The sequence below is a fragment of the Pseudobacter sp. genome, assembly GCF_051955275.1.
Lineage (GTDB): Bacteria > Bacteroidota > Bacteroidia > Chitinophagales > Chitinophagaceae > Pseudobacter.
Map to the genome: position 1 here is coordinate 24,920 of NZ_JBQCGW010000160.1, position 18,852 is coordinate 43,771.

The following is an 18,852-nucleotide window of genomic DNA, read 5'->3' on the forward strand; positions in this document are numbered from 1 at the left end:
TCACTTATGAATGGATGATTTTTTTTTCTGCAATGGCTGAAAGCATATCCAGTATACCTTCCTGCCTGATGATCACCATGCCGTGCCTGTCATCCGAGATGCCATTGGCTATTGAATAGGTATAGACGGGCGTATTGCCATCCATCACTGTAGGCATGTATTTGAATTGTGTAGTGGTATGGCTTTCTCCCAGTGCCACTCCTACTTCCACAATATGTGTGGAGATGATAAATATGCACCTGTTGAAAGCATGGAAAGCCTGCGAGAAAGCCAGGGTGGCATCATAAGCGTCTTTCACGTTGGTGCCTTTGAACAGTTCGTCGAACATTACAAACAGGCGCTTCTGTGCAGCTACCTGTGTTGCAATATGTTTTACGCGCAGGACTTCTGCATAGAAATGGCTGTAACCCATATTCAGGTTATCGGCTACATTGATGCTGGTGTATATACCTTCCATGGGCGTGAACCGCATGTCACGGGCAGGCACAGGAAAACCCATATGCGCCAGGTAAACACATACGCCCGTCGTTTTCATGATCGTTGATTTACCGGCCATGTTCGCGCCGGTGAGGAACATGAAGTTCCGTTGCTGCGTAAAGCTGATATCGTTTCCTTTGGCATTGGGAATAGCCGGGTGAAAGGCATTCTTCATACTGAGCTCCCCTCCTTCTGCAATGGCTGTGGCAAAGGAAAGTCCGATCCGTTTTGCAGTATTGCCTACTGAAATGTAAACATCCAGCTCATAAAGGATGCCCAGTAAACGGGAAATGGATCTGTTCATTTTATTGAACAGCAATACCTCGTATTTCAGTAACAGTTTCCAGGAAACTGCATCAGCCTTTTTCCCGATGTTTGAAGACTTCAGCATTGGATCGGAAAGGATCAATAAGGCTTCTTCCACCATTGCCCCGATAACCGGCGGTGCGTCTTTAGCCCAGGGAGCCTGCAGGAAATTCCGGACCGCATCAAATACTGTTAATGTGCCAAACAGTCCTTCAGCAGCCAGTTCCATTTCCTTTTTCACTCCCAGCAAACTCAGCGCCTGCCTTCTTGTTCCGCGAAGCGTCAGTTGAAGCGCACTGTCGAAGGGGCGGTCTTTCACAAACTCTTCCATTTTTATAAACTGTGCTGCCGAGACCGGGAATTGAAGTTCCTGCCTGCTGAAAAATCCGTAGAGGGCAGATCGTTCGTTGATGGTTTTGGCATCCGTCAGCGGGAAAGTAAAGAGCTGGTCCAGCAAGCGTTCTCCATCCCGGGTCTTTGTAGCATTGAATAAACTGAAAATGGAATTCTGTTTGTATTTACCCAGGATATTCAGGTCATCCAGGGTTTGTTTGTCTGTTTGAAAAACAGACTGCTCTCCAGCAGCATTTTGAGCAGTTGCATTGCTGAGCATATCCAGCATGCCTTCGTTATTGATGATCAGCATGCCATGCCTGTCGCCCGTAACGCCTTCTTCCAAAGTGTAGGTATACCGTGGTACAGAGCCTTCCATATAGGTTGGCATGTACACGTAACGGATATTATCGCAACGTTTCTTTAATTCATCAGCAGCTTCAATGATATGGGTAGATACCACAAAGAGGCTCTGGTGCTGTTGCGCAAAAGCATGAGTGATGGCTACAGTACCATCGCCCGCATCTTTCACGTTGGTACCGCGGAAGAGCTCATCAAAGATCACGAAGAGGTTATGTCCCTGCTTCACCTGTTCTACGATATTCTTTACACGCAGTACTTCTGCATAGAAATGGCTATGTCCCATGTTCAGGTTATCGGCCAGGTTGATGGTGGTAAAGATCCCATCCCGCACTGCAAAACGCATACTGGTGGCAGGCACCGGAAATCCCATATGGGCCAGGTAGACACAGATGCCCAGGGTTTTCATGAAGGTGGATTTGCCGGCCATATTGGCGCCGGTCAGGAATACCACCTGCTGTCCGGGCATTAATTCAAAGTCATTACCCACTGCTTTTTCCACCAGGGGGTGATACGCTTTTTTCATCACGAGCTGCGTATTGCCTGCAGCCGCTTCAGCAAACGCCAGTTCCATTTTAGATGCTACATTGGCTACACAATGGTACACGTCTATCGCGTAACAGTAACCGACGATCTTTAAAATGGTATCGCGCATCGTGAATCGGAACAGGCGGTCCAGCATGGCTGTCTGTTCAAAGCTTCTTTTTTTCTCAGCGGACAACGACAGCACTTCCGCGAATGCGGGATGGTCCATCCTTTGCATTACTGCTGCAGATTCCTTTTCCAGGTCTTCATTCCCCTTTAAAGTATTGGAATGCACAAAAGCGTAGATGGCAGTTACGATATTGGCTACGGCATTCACGCCTGCCAGCACAAACTGGTAACTGGTATCCGATCCTATCAGGGTGGAGAATTTCCTTTTTAAGGTATTGTCTTCATGCGTCAGGCGGGTACGTTCATCCGAATTCCCGAGGTACTGTTGCGCTGCATCAAACCATTCCGGGAGGAATGGCAGTTGCGGCTTCAGTTGCTGGAAGTGCCGGAAAATAGCGCTTCTGCGATTGATGTCTTCCCTGTTTGACAGGGGGGCACGGAACATCTGTTCCAGTAATTCCGCGCCCCCTGTCGTATGGGTCTGATTAAAGAACGCATAAATGGAAGGCTTTCCACTTTTGCTGAAAATGCTAAGATCGTTCAGCGTTTGCTGGTCTGTAATGAAGCTCATTATTTACCTCTTCTTTTGATCCACAGTAACAAATTGAATGCTAACAATGCCAATGGAAGTACCCATTTCAGCAGTACTTTGCTGAATGCCCATGCACCGGCGCCTGTGCGGGCGGTATCATCCTTCGGGTCAGGTCTGGTCATATCGATAGGCACTTCATTATCGGATAAATGATAGAATGCAGCCAGGATCATATTGAAATTAAAAGCTTTGAGATCATAGCGCTGAGCACCGAGCTCGGCATTGCTGATCCAGTCGGCATCACCGGTAACGATGATTTTCTGTGTTTTCCCTTTTACGTCCCTGGAGAGCGATACCACCGTGGCGAATGGTTCGGCTTTTTCTCCTGCTGCTGTATTGAGCGTAGCGGAATCATCAACGAAGTTTTTTGTTTCCAGTTCATTCCACGAGCCTGTTGTATCTGAAGTGAACCAGGTCTCTGCTTTGAATCCCTGGGCAGGTGTAACAGACAACGGAGCTGTTCCCGGCATCGTAATAACACCCTGACCTTTTCTCAGGCTTGCGAGGTACATGGATGCAGCGCCACCTGCGGCAGTTGGGGTAACGGTCAACAGATCAGGCTGGTATTTTGCAGTTGGTTCCACCAGGATACCTGGCTCCAGTTGTACACCCAGCGGTGCAATGATGGGATTGAGGTGTTCGCGGGAATCCGGTTCACCCATGATGAGCATATTACCACCACGGTCCACATAGCGGTTGATACGCGCCAGTTCTTCCGGGCTCAGTGCAGTACGGGGCTCTGCGATCACTACGATCTTGATATCATCAGGAATATCATTGGTCAACGGAACATCCTTGATATCAAAACCCTGGTTGATAAGTGCATAGCGGAATGTTTTTTCCTGGGCAATCAGGTTATAGCCACGGTCCTGAAAGGAAGTGCTCTGACGCTCACCATGCCCTGTAATGAAACCTACAGTGGGCAGGTCCATCACCAGTCTTTTGAAGGCAGCTGTGATCTCGCGCTCAGTAGGCATTACCTGCGGATCTTCAAATACCCTGAGGAAGGTTTGCTTACCATCTGCTTTCTGCAGCAGTCTTACAAAGCGGAAATTTTCACCGGAGAGATCTACCTGTTGTTTGATCTCTTCATAAGGTTTGATGGGGAAGGTAAAGTTCATGAGCTTGGAAACAGTATCCATACGCTGTTTGGCAGTCATATTAGGATATTGCCTGTCGTACATCGGGTTGGGCACGATCTCGTAATAGCGCTCCATCTTCATTTTGATCTTTGGCTTGAAACGGGTGTATTGTTCAAAGATCATCCTGTCCATCTGGTACATGACCGGCAAGGCGAAATAGAAATTCTTATCCAGCATATTGGCATACGTATGGATAGTAAGATCTTCGTCGCCCAGCTTGCTCACTACTTCCTGGCTGGATTTGGTAAGCGTATTAGCTTTGGTGTCAGTTACATCTATGTATCCTTTAAAAACAGGTTGTGCACTGATAAAACCCAGGCCAAACACCACTACCACTACTCCGGCATATTTGGCAAAGGATACGATGAAGCTGCTCTTGTGCCTCATCGAGTTCATGCGGATCGCAGTAAACGCAATGAACATAATGGTGATGAGTAAGAAGTAAAGGACACGGTCAGTGGTGATCATCCCCATGATAAACGAATCAACCCTTCCGGAAATAGACAACCAATAAGTGAGCTCGCGTACTCCTTCCACATCCTGCCAGAGAGTCCGGCTGTAAGCCAGACCGGCCAGCAAGGCCAGCGTACCCATGGCAGACACTACGGTATAGGAAGTAAGGGATGACATGAAAAGGCCTATGGAAGCATAGGTACAGAAGAGCAGGAAAACACCCAGCATACCACAGAGGATCAATGGGAAATCAGCGTCCTTGACACCGATGGTTGTGTGAATACCAAAGAGAGCAATCACGATCATCAGGAGAAGACCATAGATAACCAGGGAAAGATATTTTCCGAAGATGATCTGATTATTGGTAACGGGAGATGAATACAACATTTTGATACTGCCTGTGCTCAGTTCCCGGCTGATCACTCCCATGGTCAGCAATGGCACATACAGGTACAGATAGCTGGTAGTAGATGGGAAAACGGCTCCGGGGTTTGACCAGAGTATAAAGGTCTGGCTTGTGGGGAGGTTCAATTTAATAAAACCCATGGTAACATTACGCATAAGGCTATCAAACGCTCCACTGTACCCTATGCCCAGCTGGAAAGTAAAAATAATAAGTATCAACCATGCTACGGGCGAGTAAAACATTGCTTGCAACTCAGCCTTTGCTATTTTCCAGATTACTTTCATTATTGTTCAGTTGTAAATGATTATTGTGATTGTTTGTTCGACAACTCGTTGAAGATGGCTTCCATCGAGCTCTTTTCAAGATTGATCTCCACCAGCCTCCAGCGTTTTGCCTGGCTTACTTCGATCAGTTTTTCCGCAGATTCAGGCCAGGCCGCAAAACGCACGCGCACTTTATTGCCATCCAGTTCTTCAACACCGGTAATACCGGGTACATTCATCAGTTCTTCTTTTGGCGGCTTTGCCAGGAATGAAGCCAGTAAAGTATTTGGTGCGATGTAGTTGTCGAACTCATCCATGCCTCCGGAGAATACCACAACACCATCATTGATCATCCAGATATGATCACAGAGTGCCTGTACTTCCTGCAGGATATGGGTAGAAAGGATCACAGTACAATACTGACTGATCTCCCTGATCAGCTGACGCACCTCCAGGATCTGGTTAGGGTCCAGTCCATTGGTTGGCTCATCCAGTACCACAAACTCCGGTTTATGGATGATGCTCTGTGCAATGCCCACACGCTGTTTGTAACCACCGGAGAGGTTTTTGATGAGGCGTTCCTTTACGTGCGAGAGGCCGCATCTTTCCATTACATCTGCAACGGCTGCAGGGATATCCTTATCGTTCATCAACCTGATACTGGCAGCATAGGTCAGAAACTCTTCCACATTGAACTCTCCCTGAAGCGGTGGTTGCTGCGGCAGGAAGCCCATGAACTTTTTTGCTTCCACGGGGTTCTTCTGAATATCTATACCCCTGATGGTGATGGTTCCCCTGGTAGGTTTTATCACGCCGCATACCACATTCATGATGGTTGATTTTCCTGCACCGTTTGCACCCAGCAAACCGAAAATGCCACGCCTGTTCAGCTCCAGGTTGATGTCACGAACAGCCCATTGCACACTGTAGCGGTGCGACAGTCCTTCGATTTTTACAATTGACTCCTCCATTATTGACTGTTTATTTTTTTTGAGCAAAAGGGGCCCCTGCACCTGTTTTTACAGGTGTTTCAGCAGGGTGCCGTTGTTTATGTTATTGGAATTATTTTATAGTTGGTATCCTCCCCTTGCTGTTATGTCAGCAACGCGCCCGAGCCCGGATAACCGGTGCAGTTCAACAGGTGCGCCATTGATCATGGTCTGGTTAGAGATATCATAGAAGATCACAGTTCCATCTGCCAGGCCTACGGCCAGTTGCTCTCCATCATCACTCTGACGGAGCGCAGTGATACTTGCAGGAAGATGGGCGTATAATTTAGTGGCGCCTCCCAGTGTTACATCGTAATAATACAATCCCCGGTTATCCCCATCGCCGGAGAAAAAGAGGAAACTCCTGCTTTTGATGGCCACGAATTTCGATGCAGGCGTCAGGCGGTCTTTACCACTGAATACCTGCTTTACTCCTGGCATATGAATGGTCTGAATGCCCAGAACACTGGTGAAATTGAAGGTCTGGATATACACTTCATTGGTAGCCTGCTCTTTCACCAGGAACGCAGGCATGGTAGTGAATCCCTGGATATCCTTGAAGGTACTGCCCCAGATATAACTGTAACCAGTAAGCGGCTTGGAAGGGTTGATATAGCCAGGCATCACAGGCATGTAAGATGGCGGCTCCGGAACAGAATCTATCTGCAGCATACCGCCCGGGTTGCCAGGCGTGATCGTGGCTATTCCTTTCAGTAACACATATTGGATCCTGTTATTAAGCTCATCATACATGAAAGTGTAAAAAGTATTGATGGCCCATACATCCCAGAGATGCGTGATCTTCATCGGATATTTTGTCTGCACGGGAATGTTCAGCCAGGGAACAGTAAAGGCTATGGGATTGGCCTGAAAGAGCCTTGGATACAGCTTTCCGTCTTCATTCAAGATAACATCGGAAGATTCATAAAATCCGGCATTCACAGGTTTCAATCCGGCAGGTACGCCTCCGGCAAAGGATTCATTCATCACCAGTTTCTTTTCAAACGTGAAACCATCCAGCTCCACTGAGCCCTGGCCTCCCTGTTGAATAATGGCCAGTCCTCTACCACCATTCACTGCATAATCTTTGATACGCATCGGAATACTGCCGAGGGATTCGCCGTTGTTCTTTTCTTTATACAATCCCACCTGGTCTTTATATCCGGTTGGGGTGGCGCGCACATGCGCGATCTCCGATTCTCCGTTTTTTTCATACAGGATATTCCAGCCCGTTTCATACGGGGAAATAACCTGGATATAAACACCAGACTTCAATCCATGCCTTACACCGGTGGCTTTATCGATCATATTGTACATCAGCAGGAACTGGCCTGATTTGGTGCCATTGAAGCTGAGATTGGGCTCTTTTGAGATCAGGGTCCCTTCCAGGTACCACTCATGATCATAATCGTTAACGGTTTTGCCGGCCACCAGGAACTCCCTGTTGGGTGTAATGGTGAGTGGTTCATCAATTACAGCCAGAATGGGACTGACAGGATAAGTGATGTTCACAGGGTTACCGGCTTCAAATTGATAATTGCCCTTGTCTTTTATGCATGATACCTGCAGTACAACTGCTAAAATGAAGAGCCAGCGGGTTATATATTTCAATGTCATAGTAATCAGTTTTGGTTGAATGATTAGCCTAACAGCGGAACTGTGCTGAGCATATCCGCACCATCTTCCATGTACACGGGTGTACCGTTTGCCTTTTGCTCGATCAGGTAATATTTGAACTGCAGCATCAGGATCAGCCGCTCACTGTTGTTCAGTGGAGTGAGATCACCCACACCGGTCACATTCATGAACGTGCGGAATTTCTTCTCGCTGTATCTGCCCATGTAGTACTGGTTCATATTGGCGTCCCACCACAATGGCTTACTAACAGTGGCGGTTATGCGTATTACCTTGAAAGTGCAGTCTGTCTGGCCCGGAGCAAGTTCCTGGCTTCCGGTGATGCGTAGTACCAGTCTCACATCTTTTGTATCCAGGTCCGGTGTTTTTTTCAGGGTCACCCAGGCAGTGTCTTTGGCAACACCTTTACGGAATACCTGTTCTGCGGGAAGACTGTAATTGCTGGTAGATGCCGTGCTTTCGCTGGCCAGTACTTCAACACGATAGCCCGCGTCCTGCGACCCCAGGTCGCCCACCAGCTTCACTGGAATGCCGATGGTTTCTTCGTCTTTTCCTGGATGATAGAAAAAGGAGAATGCGATGGAATCCCGGATATCGGATGTGAATTGTACGTACCGGTTATTGCCGTACAAGGGGATCTCTTCTTTCTTGCAGGAAACGAAGCAGATGGCGGATGCCAGTGCCCATATCAGTATTTTATTGTTCGATGTCTTTTTCATGGAGTCTTTTTCCTGGTGTTAGAAAATTTGCTCTTGCTGGGGAATGGGAAGTGTAAACCGGTTGTCCATCGGAATCACCTGTGTACCGCGCATGAGATTCCTGCGCAGGCGCTTGAAGGCATAGAATGTTTGTCCTTCTGTCAGGAACTCGCGGCGGTATTCCGCCAGCAGTTCATCGTAAAACGACTGCTCGTCGGTGAGGCTGAAAGTGGTGAGTTTGCCTCTTGCATTCCTTACCTGGTTCAGCACGGTCAGGGCTTCATTCACCTGTCCGTCTTTGAACAGCATTTCACTGTAGATATAATACACTTCACTGAGGCGGATCACCGGGATAATGGTATTCTGGCCTCTGACTTCAGGAGTTGCGGAGCGGCTTTCGTCCCATTTCTCAGACACTTTTCCCATCTGAGTAACCACATCCGTTTGAACGTCTGAAACATACCCTGCGCGGTAATCACGGTCGGAAGCGGGGAACCACTGGTCAACATCCGGAGAGATCCGGTAGTTGCCAAAGAAGCTGTTGCTGATGTTTGCCAGCAGGTCTGCATCATAGGCGGCAAACAAAATATCACTGGCCATTTTATTATGCCTGTTACTACCAGATGTATTTGTTTCGGCAGTGAAGTGCCACCAGTTCAATCTTCCATGCGGTCCGAAATTATCATACACATATTTTGCGGCCTGTTTTGCTTTTGCGAAGTTGCCGGTATAGAGATATACACGGGCCAGCAAAGCATGGATGGCAACATAATTGAGCCTGTGCATCCTGAAAGTGAAAAATGAACCGCCGGTCGGATTAAAGCCCATTCCTCCCAGCATGGTACTGATACCATTGCCCAGTCCATCGCGATACGTGAGTGTGTCGCTTTCTGCCACCAGGCCCTGTGCTTTTTCCAGATCACTGATGATCTGTTCAATCACCTGGCTGGTAGCCACCGGCGGGTTCAGTTTAGCAGGATAGGTGCTGACATAGGGAATATATTTTCCACTCACGTCCTGTGCAGGGGACGGAGCATATAGCCGCAGTATTTCAAAGTGCATCAGCGCACGCATGGCAGTAGCTTCACCAATGATCAGGTTGCGTTCAGAACGGCCATCAAGGAACTTGTCTTCTCCCAGTCCTTCTATCTCTTTCAGTAACTTGTTGCAGTTGGTGATATTATTATAGGCCGTGCTCCAGATATTATCGATCAGCGCTTTACTGTTGGCATGGTTCTGATCAAATTCCTGGGCGATCTGTTGCTCCGTTCCCATTCTGTTCAGCGCATATTCCTGGCTGAAAGAACTGGGCAGCCCCCAGCTCAGGTTCTTACCATACAGGGGTTGCCTGGCGGCCTGTATATATACTCCATTCAGCGCGTTACGGAAGCCTGTTGCCTTAGTGAACAATTCAGTATCCACGATCAGGTCCGATGGCTGTACTTCCAACCATTTCTTACAGCCGGTGAAGGCGGAAACAATGATAAAAAACAGGGTTATTTTTTTCATGATCGGAATCTTTTAAAATACGGCTCTAATGGTAAAATCAAAATTGCGTGTGAACGGAGATGAAAGCCCACGTTCCATCCTGATGGTTGAAATAGTGGCCAGGTTATTGGTGTTCAGCTGAACGCTCAGCCTGGTCAATCCCATTTTTGCCACTCTTCGCTGATCGAAATTGTAAGTCAGGGCAAGAGAATTGAACCTGATATAATTATTGTTCTGGATAAATCTCGATGTAGGCCTGGTGATGTAATTCCTTTCAGCGATATCTTTCAATGGTGTGCGGTTTCCGGGTTGTAACCAGCGCTGGTCCAGCACACGGCGGTCGGCATTGGTTGCATACAGGTCCACATTCTCTACTTTATACAAATAAGTGTAATTGTATTCCTGTGCACCAAACTGGTAGAGGAAAGAAGCGGAGAGTGTAAAATCTTTGTATGCTGCGTTAAAACCAAATGACCCCTGTCCTTTCGGTGTTGCGTCTCCAATGATCACCTGGTCATTGGCAGACCAGATATAAGTGATGGTGCCATCTGGGCGCATGAATATTTCCTTACCATCGGCAGGGTTGATACCCAGCGACCGCATTCCGAAGATGGATGTAACTGATCCTCCTTCTACGAATTTAGTATGGGCAGTAGAGTATTTGACTTTGATAGAGGGATCTCCCAACACTGACGAGGTATTTGCATAACCGTCGTACTGCTGGTTCACCAGTTCATTGTACCTTCTCAAAGAATTGGATAATTCCACCAGGGTATTCTTATTGCTACTGAATCTGCCATAGAGGTTCAGGTAGAACTTCTTCGTTCTGAACAGATCGGTCCGTACATTGATCTCAAAGCCCCTGTTCCTGATCTTTCCCACATTGTCTTTATAGGTAAGGAATCCTGAAGACATGGGCATATCAACATCATTCACTAGGTCAGTAGTGAGCTGGTTGTACCAGTTGAAATTAATGGACAGTTTGTTTTTGAATAATCCCATATCAAGTACCAGGTCGGTCTTATTGGTGATCTCCCAGGTGAGATTGGGATTTTCCATTGCTTTCAGCAATAAGCCAGTCCCTGTCGTGTACCTGCTTTGCTGGATCTCATAAGTTCCTTTTGCATCGTAGGGAGAGAAACCGGTTTTACCGGTTTGCCCTATTGAACCTGTTATCCTGAGCCTGTTGAAGATATTATTCCCTTTCATAAAGGAATAATTGTGCAGGTTGATGCCGGTTCCTACAGACCAGAAGGGCGCGAATCTTTTTTCTGACCCGAACTGAGAAGAGCCATCCACCCTTCCCGACAGATCAAGGAGGTAAATGTCCCTGTATGTATAGTTGAGCCCCACCAGCGCGCCGATCAGTCTTTCGATATTTTCAACATAGGTTGATTTGCGTTCCATGGCGGCAGCATAGTTCGGGGAACGCAGCGCACCTGAAGGGAAACCGGTATAGAATTCCGACACCTGGGTGCCCCTGTTCTCGCGCACGTTCAGGGCGGTTGTAAAGTTCATATTGTGGCCACCGATATTATTCACATAGTTGGCAGAGAGATTGGAGTTTAAAATAACCTCATCTGTTCTGGTGATCGCGAGCTTTCCCTGCATATTGGGATCTCCCAGGCTGCCCACCTGCGTACCTGATAAAGGATCCGTAAAGGCATCCGATCTTTTCAGATTGCGGCCTACCATCAGGTCGCCACGGAATGTGACCTTGGAGAACGGTCTCCACACCAGGCCTGTATTATTGGTGAAGCTCTGGTAACCATTGGTGCTGAAATTTTCGGTGGTCAGCGCTTCGTAGATCGGGTTTTTCAAAGTGAACGGGCTCGCCACAAAACGCCAATCCCTGGTGGTTCTTAACGGCCTGCCATTTTCATCATAAATCTCATCGTAAGGGTTCTTGGTGGTATAGTCTGATAAACTTCCGTAGGGAGATTCAGTGGCATTCACCGCGTCATAGTTGAAATCATTCCTGATCTGTAAGTTTCCAACACGGTAGTCGAGGATCAGGCCTGCTCCTTTACGCTGGCGCTGTGCGCCTTTCATCACGCCTTTCTCCAGATCGTATTTCAGCATCGCGCTGAACCTCAGTTGTTCAAAGCCACCATCAAAGGAGAGTGTATGTTTGCCATTCCAGGCATTACGGAGTGGCTGGGAGATCCAGTCTGTATTCACACCGCGTGCTACCTGGTTCTTTTTTTCCAGCAGCTCTTTTACTACCTGGCCACCGGTAACAGGATTTGGGATATAAAAACCAGCGAGTTCTTCAGCGCGGATCTTTTCTTCTGCATTCATCAGGTTATAATCAGAGAGATCGGGTATGGCCAGAGAGCCAACCACATTATATTCCACGCGCAGTTTGCCGGGTATCGGCGCAACTGTCCGCAATACTACCACACCGTTGGCGGCACGTGATCCGTAGATAGCTGTTGCAGCAGCATCTTTGAGAATAGTGACGCTGGCAATACGGGTGATATCATAATCGTATACGCGCTCAACGGAGATCTCATAACCATCCAGGATGAAGATGGGCAGGTTGGGATTGCTTTTGAGCACAGCCTCCGACAGGTCTGTCTGGTCCAGTGATTTCACACCGATACCGGAACGGCCCCTGATATAGAATTCAGGCAATGTGTTGGGGTCCGATCCCATCACATTATTTACTTCCAGCCTGAATGACGGATCAAATACCTGCAGTGCACTGATCACATTTCTGTTACCAACTTTGAGGATCTCTTCCTGTGTAACACGGATGGAGTTGCCGGTAAAACTTTCTTTACGGAGTTTGGTATAACCGGTTACCACTTCATCCATTCCTTTCTCGGAAAGTTTCAGCCTGATGAAGACCACATTGTTCCTGTCTTTCACCGTATGCGTGAAGGTTTCATACCCCACAAAACTGATCTCTATCACATCGCCGATTTCGGCCTGGATAGCCGCAATACCTTCTGCATCTGTCACAACAGATATCTTTTTATTCCTCACCAGTACAGAGGCGCGTACCAGCGGCTGGCCAAGTGAATCGATTACCTTGATCTTTACCGGGAATGCTGTTTCCGGTAAATTGTAGATCCTGATATTGTCAACGTGTTTAGGACTTAAAGGAGTGGGGTTTAATGGTTTCTGGAAGAGCAGGATGGATCTGTTCCTGATCTCATAACCGATGGGTTGTCCGCTGAACAGCTCCTGCAGGAATTTTTCCAGTGGTACTTCTTTTGCATCGATAGTGACCGGAAATGCGATGTTCAGCAATGAACTGGGATAGAGAAAACTGTACCCTGTTTGTTTTTTGCATTCAACAAACACTTTTTCGATGGGTACATTTTTACCGGAATAACTCACGTTCTGGGAGAATCCGGTGGCGCTCACATTTAAGAAAGCAGCCAGAAAGAATACAGCAGTTAGTTTCATACCTAATAGTATTGGCTTTAATCTCCGCTTGTCCGGGCGCAATGTCCGGCCCATGGCGGATTCCTCCTTGAAGGAGAAGGAAACCACATTTTGCATAACTTTGGTACGTTTTGGTTAATTAATAAGCAGTCTTTCGCGAGACCATGTTTTTTAATAGCCTGAACTTCTACCGGGAGTGGCTCAAACACTTCCGGTTTTTTATTCAGCGCGATTCCATAGTTTAGGGTTTAGGGCAGTACCGTGATTGTTCTGCCATTTCTTTCGAACTTTATGTTGAGTCGGGATAAGTAATTCAATACATCTGTCAGTGGCACCTGCCTGTCGAGTTCTCCATTCAGCTTCACGGTGGGGGCTGCGCCTTTATATTCCACTTTCACATCGTACCATCTTTCCAGCTGGCGCATCACGGTTTTGAAATCCATATTATCAAAACTGATGAAGCCATTTTTCCAGGCAAGTATGCCGGAAAGATCGGGTGTTTCAACGCCATTCACCACCCCGTTACTGGCTGAAACGGCCTGCTGTCCGGGCCTCAGCACCATGGCTCCGCTATTGGCTCCGTCCGGTCCCACCCGCACACTACCCTCCACCAGGGTTGTTTTTACAACGGGTTCATTATCGTAAGCATTGATGTTGAAGCTGGTGCCCAGAACGCGTACATTGGTATTGCCGGCAGTTACAGAAAAAGGAGCCTGCTGATTTTTTGCCACTTCCAGGAACACTTCACCGGTTACAATCACTGTTCTGTCCGTGCTGTTGAACTTCGATGGGAACCGTATGCTCGATGCCGCATTCAGCCACACTTTTGAACCATCGGGCAGCGTAGCCTCATAATGACCGCCACGCGGTGTGGTGAGTGTGATGGTTTGTGATGCCTGGGCGATCCGTTCCCCATCGTTGTACACGATACCTTGCGTACCTGCAATGATGCCTGATTTATCATCGCTCAGGTTGATCACGGAATCACCGATGGTAAGCACCGCTTTATTGGAACCCGGAACGATCTCCTCCTTCCCTGCCAGTACGGGATCTGTAGGTAGGGAGGGATCTCCGGAAGGCATATTGAGATAAAAAATGCCTGCGCCGATACTCAGAATAAGAACGGCAGCAGCGTACTGCCAGTTCCTGCGGATAAGGCGGTAAACAGTATTGTTTGATCTGGCAGGCGTCCATTTTCCGGAAGCCACCAGTTTATTCCATGCCCTGTTTTCATCGAACTGATTGAACTCCGCCATTTTTTTCTCCAGCGCTTCTTTATCGCGGAAGCTGTTGTACAACTCCTGATTCAACGGGGAAGCCTGCAGCCATTCATTCACAATATCCTGTTCTTCCGCAGTCAGCGGTTGTTCCAATTCTTTGATCAGTAACTCTTCAATTAATGGCTGATTGCCCATTGTAATACTTTAAGGAAGGTTCTATAATACTAATACAGGCAGGGAAAGGTTTTTCCATCGCGAAAGCCAAACTTTTTTTTTCAGATGATTACAAAAGCAGCATCAGTCCGCGTTTCAGCAGGGCTGCTTTCAGTAATTTGATGGCTTTCAGTTTCTGGTTGAGCACATTCTTGGTGCTGGTCTGGAGAAGGTCTGCGGTTTCACTGGTGGATTTGCCCCTGAAGTAGATGAGCTCAAATACCTGGGCGCATTGGGAAGGCAAGGTCTGTAATTGCTGTTGTATCTCATTGATCAGTTCCGCGTCGATGCGGTGACGGTCGTGATCTTCTTCATTACTGTTGGTAAGATAACTGATCTCCTGGTGTGAGCGGTTATGCCGTTCAGACTCCTGTATATAATTGATGCAGGCATTGCGGACCGTTAAATAAAGCCAGGATTTGATATGCGATGGATTGTTGAACTGCCGGCGACGGTCCCATAATTTCAGCAATGCTTCTGTGGTGATATCCTCAGCCTGTTCCGGATGGTTGATGAGCTTATTGGCGAAATACGCAAGCCTTTTGAAATAGGTTTTGTACACCTGTTCAAAAGCGGCGTCATTGCCTGTTGTAAAGGCTTGTATGATTTCGGTATCCAACAACATCAGGGCCTCCGGGTAAGGGATTAAGCAGTTAAGGATACAATAATAAAGAAAAGTTGTGTATAAACCGGGGCGGAGAACTGCCTGAAAACCAGGGTCCCGATAGTTCAGGATGCAACTTATCCAGATTATTTTGCTTCTTACTATAACTGTGCTACCTTGCACGGCTTTTTAAACGGGAGTAGTTCCTTCAATCATGACAGACTTATCGCATTTCGATGCCAACGGGGCCAGTAATCCGAATAACAATATTTTTGGCTTACCCTTCACCGAGGATGATGCCCGGCTGGTGATTTTGCCGGTACCCTGGGAAGTGACCGTCAGCTACAACGCAGGCACGGCCCGCGCAGCAGATCATATTTTCAAGGCAAGCATGCAGGTTGACCTCTTCGATGCAGAGTGCAACCAGGCCTGGAAACAGGGCTTCTTCATGCGCAAGCCCGACCGCAAAGTGCTCCTCAAAAGCGATTACCTCCGCAAAGAAGCGGAACTCTACATAGATTATACCTCCAAAGGAGAACTGGTTGAAAAGAACAACTTCATGTGCAAATCCCTCAAGGAGATCAATGAAGGCGGCGTTTACCTCAACAACTGGGTGTACGAACAGACCCGTCAGCTCCTGCAGGATGGTAAACTGGTTGGCCTGCTGGGTGGCGACCACAGCACTCCCCTCGGTTACTTCAAAGCCATTTCTGAAAAATATCCTGATTTCGGGATCCTGCAGATAGATGCCCACTGCGATCTCCGTAAATCTTACGAGAATTTCAATTACAGCCATGCCAGCATCATGTACAACGCGTTGCAGGAGCTGCCTGCTCTCAGCAAACTGGTACAGGTGGGCGTGCGTGATTACTGCCAGGAAGAATGGGATTACCTGCAGCAGAACAAAGGCCGTGTGGTTACCTTCTTCGACAAAGACATTAAAGAAAGATTATTTGAAGGCGATACCTGGAAAAAGATCGCAGACGAGATCGTGGAAAAACTGCCCACACAGGTATACGTTAGTTTCGATATAGACGGGCTGGACCCCAAACTCTGCCCCAATACCGGAACACCCGTTCCCGGAGGATTTGAAACGGCACAGATCTTCTACCTGCTGAAAAGGGTATTGCAGAGCGGCCGGACCATCATCGGATTCGACCTCAGCGAAACCGGTGTGGGAGATATGGAATGGGACTCCAATGTTAGTGCGCGTGTTTTGTGGAAGTTATGTAATTTGCTGGTGGCAAGCAATTCATAACCTATTCACAACGCATGGTACAACAGTACGTTGTCAGTCTCAAGAACCAGAAATACAAGATCGTCAATCTCATCGGGATTGTGCTCAGTCTCATATCCGTGCTGTTCTTCCTGAATTTATTCATCACCAGGCCCAAACATACCAGTATTGCGCTTCCCATCGGCGCCGTTTTCATTATCGGCGTACTGATCTATAATACCTGGCAATCCTCCAGAGGGAATAAGGTGTATTACAGCCGCGCCCTGCTCATTGCAGCATTGGTGTGGATGAAAATGCCTTTCATGCCCTGGCTGTTCTTCTTCTTCATCGCAATGGCGTGGCTGGAATACCAGCTGAAATATTCCCTCGAGATCGGTTTTTCCGACAATGGGGTTGTGATCAATTCCCTCTTTAAAAAAAGATACACCTGGAACCAGTTCAATAATATTGTATTGAAAGACGGATGGATCACGCTCGACTTTGTGAATAACAGGGTAATGCAGCAGGAAGTGGTGGACGATGAGGAAGACGAGGCCGACGAGGACGAGTTCAATCTGTACTGCGAACAACAATTAAAAAAAGCAGGCCAGGTTCCTGTGGAATAATTCCATTTGTGCATCTACCCTAAAACTGCACTGTATGAATTCCCTTTCCCTTCCGGTAGTGCATCCGGATTTCCAGAAGCTGAAACGGTCAGGCCGCTTCCTGCACCTGGCTGCTGCTGGTTTTATCCTCTTGCATGCCATCACCCATGCTGTTTCCGATCATTCCAATTATTTCTACCTCGGCTGTCTCCTGCTGGTGGCGGTGGATATCCTGATCCTGGTATTTGCAGGGTCGAATATCCTCAAGTCCATGCCCAAAGTGAACCTTTTCTTCCGCCTGGTGGAATTTTTCTTCTTTTTAGGCATCGGCATCAATATGATCCTGGAAGGCACCTGGATCTTCGGAATGGTGCATATTTTGCTAAGCGCCGCCTATTTTTATCTTTTTTACCTGGAAAAACAGCTGCTGACGGAAGAATATGTGGCTTTACACCATTCAGGGGTGAGTATTCCCGATCTGCCTGAGCAGAAATTCTTTATCTGGACCAATATCAACGGCATAAATGCCCGTTACGACAGCATCACTGTACAGACATCTTTCGATAAATCTTATCATTTTGAGCTCCGGAGGAATTTAGAATTCGAGGAACTGGATCAAATTCACGAATTTTGCAGGCATTATTTAGGAACAGGCAGGTTCTGAGCATGGATCGGGTAGCGCCCGGTCAGCCGGTGCCGCTCAAAAAACAAGGATCCGATGGCTGCATTACAAGATAGTCCGTATTTAATGTATTCTGATGGCAAGGGAAATATCTTTGAAGACACTTCCCTTTACGCAATCGGCCGTGCCGGATGGGACGCGTTCCCCATCCCTGTGGAAGACTGGATTGAATTACCCGAAGGAGGCACCCTGTACGAGCTTCCCGGCCGCCGCGGCATCGGCATCGATGTGAAAACCGGCGAAATGCGCCTCTGTGAACTGGGATGGGCCACCGCCGCCTTCATTCCCCCTGCACATACCGGCCTCTACCTGGCCGCTTACGAGACTGGTCCCGACGCCCCCACTCTGCCCCTCTTCTGCTACACCGCCGCCGCCTGGTACAACGATAAATTCTATGTGCCTGCCGTGCGCATCGAAGAAGATATCCGCCAGGAATGTGCAGGTTTCGATGACGTGAAGATCCAGACCGGCGTATCTGAATTCCTCAAAGCATACCCGCATAACAGGCTGGTGAAACACCTGGCTGAAAATTGCTGTCTTACCTATAACTGCCCTGCTGCCCGTAACTATTTTATGGGAAGATGGGAATGCCCCATCCCGAGCTCTCCGGCCTGTAATGCCAATTGCATCGGGTGCATTTCCTTCCAGCCGAGCGATGAGGAGATCGTGAGCACACAGGACCGTCTTACTTTCAAACCTTCTGCGGAAGAGATCGTGGAGTTCACCGTGCCGCACCTGGAGTCCGCCCCCTTCCCTATCGTAAGTTTCGGACAGGGTTGTGAAGGCGAGCCGCTGCTGATGTGGGAAACCATCCGCCGCAGTATCATTGAAATGCGCAAGCATACCGATAAAGGTTCCATCAATATCAACACCAACGGAAGCAAACCCGATGCCGTGAAGGCCTTGTGCGAAGCGGGTCTGAACTCCATGCGCGTGAGCACCAACTCCGCCCGTAAACATATTTACGAAGCCTATTATCGTCCTAACAACTACCAGTTTGAAGACATCGTGGAGAGCCTGAAAGTGATGCGCTCTTTCGGTGGCTGGACGAGCATCAACTACTTTGTTTTTCCGGGGATGACGGACAGTGTAGAGGAATATGAAGCACTGCGCAAGCTTA

At 48.0% G+C, this 18,852-nt stretch carries 13 protein-coding genes; 4 read left to right on the plus strand and 9 right to left on the minus strand.

Annotated features, from left to right (window positions below):
- Positions 1 to 4: 4 nt before the first annotated feature.
- The 9 genes from ACTHMC_RS13665 to ACTHMC_RS13705 all read right to left on the minus strand — a co-directional run bounded on the left by ACTHMC_RS13665 (position 5) and on the right by ACTHMC_RS13705 (position 15,250).
- Positions 5 to 2,701 (minus strand): MutS-related protein, encoded by a 2,697-nt coding sequence (locus ACTHMC_RS13665; RefSeq protein WP_440413791.1) that lies wholly within the window; start codon positions 2,699 to 2,701, stop codon positions 5 to 7.
- The gene (locus ACTHMC_RS13670; RefSeq protein ID WP_440413792.1) at positions 2,701 to 5,007 is read right to left on the minus strand and encodes a Gldg family protein; all 2,307 of its coding nucleotides are present in this window, start codon (positions 5,005 to 5,007) and stop codon (positions 2,701 to 2,703) included. The genes ACTHMC_RS13665 and ACTHMC_RS13670 overlap by 1 nt, the downstream gene beginning before the upstream one ends.
- A gap of 20 nt (positions 5,008 to 5,027) precedes the next feature.
- The gene (locus ACTHMC_RS13675; protein WP_440413794.1) at positions 5,028 to 5,957 is read right to left on the minus strand and encodes an ABC transporter ATP-binding protein; all 930 of its coding nucleotides are present in this window, start codon (positions 5,955 to 5,957) and stop codon (positions 5,028 to 5,030) included.
- A gap of 96 nt (positions 5,958 to 6,053) precedes the next feature.
- Entirely contained in the window at positions 6,054 to 7,592 is a 1,539-nt protein-coding gene (locus ACTHMC_RS13680; RefSeq protein WP_440413796.1) for a PKD-like family lipoprotein, read from the minus strand.
- A 23-nt stretch (positions 7,593 to 7,615) separates the two neighbouring features.
- Positions 7,616 to 8,329, minus strand: coding sequence for a DUF4843 domain-containing protein (locus tag ACTHMC_RS13685; protein WP_440413797.1), 714 nt, complete (start codon positions 8,327 to 8,329; stop codon positions 7,616 to 7,618).
- Between the two features lie 18 nt (positions 8,330 to 8,347).
- Complete coding sequence (locus ACTHMC_RS13690; protein WP_440413799.1) at positions 8,348 to 9,817, minus strand: RagB/SusD family nutrient uptake outer membrane protein; 1,470 nt, start codon at positions 9,815 to 9,817, stop codon at positions 8,348 to 8,350.
- Positions 9,818 to 9,829: 12 nt separating this feature from the next.
- Positions 9,830 to 13,213: a SusC/RagA family TonB-linked outer membrane protein gene (locus tag ACTHMC_RS13695; RefSeq protein WP_440413801.1), complete on the minus strand. Its 3,384-nt coding sequence runs from the start codon at positions 13,211 to 13,213 to the stop codon at positions 9,830 to 9,832.
- Positions 13,214 to 13,440: 227 nt separating this feature from the next.
- Positions 13,441 to 14,607: a FecR family protein gene (locus ACTHMC_RS13700; protein ID WP_440413802.1), complete on the minus strand. Its 1,167-nt coding sequence runs from the start codon at positions 14,605 to 14,607 to the stop codon at positions 13,441 to 13,443.
- A gap of 88 nt (positions 14,608 to 14,695) precedes the next feature.
- The gene (locus tag ACTHMC_RS13705) at positions 14,696 to 15,250 is read right to left on the minus strand and encodes an RNA polymerase sigma factor (protein WP_440413803.1); all 555 of its coding nucleotides are present in this window, start codon (positions 15,248 to 15,250) and stop codon (positions 14,696 to 14,698) included.
- A 193-nt stretch (positions 15,251 to 15,443) separates the two neighbouring features.
- Here ACTHMC_RS13705 and ACTHMC_RS13710 point away from each other — a divergent pair, with 193 nt between their 5' ends.
- The 4 genes from ACTHMC_RS13710 to ACTHMC_RS13725 all read left to right on the plus strand — a co-directional run.
- Positions 15,444 to 16,487 (plus strand): agmatinase family protein, encoded by a 1,044-nt coding sequence (locus ACTHMC_RS13710; protein WP_440413805.1) that lies wholly within the window; start codon positions 15,444 to 15,446, stop codon positions 16,485 to 16,487.
- A 14-nt stretch (positions 16,488 to 16,501) separates the two neighbouring features.
- Positions 16,502 to 17,071 carry a hypothetical protein gene (locus ACTHMC_RS13715; RefSeq protein ID WP_440413806.1) on the plus strand — a complete coding sequence of 190 codons (570 nt, stop codon included), beginning with the start codon at positions 16,502 to 16,504 and terminating at the stop codon, positions 17,069 to 17,071.
- Positions 17,072 to 17,105: 34 nt separating this feature from the next.
- Positions 17,106 to 17,714 (plus strand): hypothetical protein, encoded by a 609-nt coding sequence (locus ACTHMC_RS13720; RefSeq protein WP_440413808.1) that lies wholly within the window; start codon positions 17,106 to 17,108, stop codon positions 17,712 to 17,714.
- A 54-nt stretch (positions 17,715 to 17,768) separates the two neighbouring features.
- Positions 17,769 to 18,852, plus strand: a 1,084-nt coding sequence (locus tag ACTHMC_RS13725) for a radical SAM protein (RefSeq protein ID WP_440413809.1), incomplete at its 3' end; no start/stop codon positions are given.